At 38.3% G+C, this 1,557-nt stretch carries 1 protein-coding gene; it reads left to right on the top strand.

What is annotated here, in order from left to right; genetic code table 11:
* Positions 1-123 precede the first annotated feature (123 nt).
* Positions 124-1,479 (top strand): IS1182 family transposase, encoded by a 1,356-nt coding sequence (locus tag FPQ13_RS13050; RefSeq protein WP_144089738.1) that lies wholly within the window; start codon positions 124-126, stop codon positions 1,477-1,479.
* The last annotated feature ends 78 nt before the right edge of the window (positions 1,480-1,557 follow it).

Raw genomic sequence — 1,557 nt, 5'->3', positions numbered from 1 at the left:
AATTTCATAAATCTTAGCCCTTACAGGGCAAGGGTTTCAAAACACAAAAAAGGAAGTACCTCCCCAAAGTCTGTATAATGGTAGTTGACTAAAACATCCCAAAAGACTGGAGGAATACTCCCTATGACCATTATACGACAACCAAGCCTTTTTAGCATTCAAGAACTTTATGATATGGAACCTACCGATAAATATGACGCAATCATTTCAGCCATCGATATTAGAATGATTTATCGAGAAGTAATGAAAAAATCTCATCGTGGTGCGCCTGAAGAGCTGAATTATGCTGCAATGATTATCTCAATCTTCGTTCGATATGTGGAACGAATTCCAACCATCAAAGATTTAATTAAGCGATTAAATCAAGACATAGCCTTCAAATTAAATTGTGGTTTTCTTGTTTCAGACAGTGTTCCATCTGAAGCTTCTTATTCACGACTGCTCACAAAATTAACACAATCAAATATCCTGGAGAAAGTCCAAGGACAGATTGTTGAGCAGGCTATAGAAGAAGGCTTTATTATCGATGACACCATTGCTATCGATGCAACTCACTTTGAAGCACGCGATCAAGCTCCAGCAAAGGAAGAGAAAGCAAAGCCGGAACCAAAGAAACGTGGTCGAAAGCCTAAAAAAGAGCGGGATCAATGGTTAAAAGAACAAGCCGAAAAAGAAGCCAGCCTTCCCCTATACGAAAAGAAAATAGTAGCTCAACTCGATGCTTCGTTGGGCGACCTTCGTGAAGGGGTTCCTCAGGAACCCAAATGGGGCATCAAGAAAAACAGTGATGGAAAAAATGTTTTTTGGTACGGTTTTAAAGGACATTTGGCTGTCGGCTCTTCCAGTCAATATATTTTACAATCACTCTTTTCATCCGGTAACTTAAACGATGGAAAAGCTGCAATCCCTTTATTAAAGGGGATGCAGGAACAGCGTTCTCTTCCAAACATACGTTATCAAACGATGGATGCAGGGTATGATTATGAACCAATCTATCAACAAGTTTATCGAATGGGGCAACAATCTATCATCGCTTATAATCGTAAAAACGAACCCGAACCCATAGGGTTCGATAAGTATTTCGCTCCTACTTGTTTTCGGGAACATTCTTACCGTTATGATAGCTATGATGCAAAGTACGAAACATTGAAATATACCCATCCGAAAGAATGCAGTGATTGTCCACTCGCTCAAGAAGGCATTTGTCAAAAGGTATTTAAAATGAAAATCACCAAAGATCTTCGTAAATATACAGCACCAGCTCGCGGTTCTGAAGCTTGGAAGAAGTTGTTCAAGAAGCGTACTTCCGTTGAACGTGTAAATGGTTACTTGAAAGAATATTTTCAACTAAATAATGTAAGGTATTGCTCCGGAAAGCGTGCCAAAGTTCATTTTGATTTAGTCACCCTTACTTATAACGCATCAAAGTTAGCAGCAGATCGCTTGAATATACAGATGAAAAACCAACAATCTGCATGATTTCTGTTTTTAAAAATGCAATTCAAAACATTGGAGAAGTCTTTGTATTTTTAAAAAGAGCAATTATGAAATTGATTC

This window comes from Allobacillus salarius (genome assembly GCF_007559425.1).
In the GTDB taxonomy this organism is placed as follows: Bacteria; Bacillota; Bacilli; order Bacillales; family Alkalibacillaceae; genus Allobacillus; species Allobacillus salarius.
This window is presented reverse-complemented; position numbering and strand designations above follow the sequence as displayed.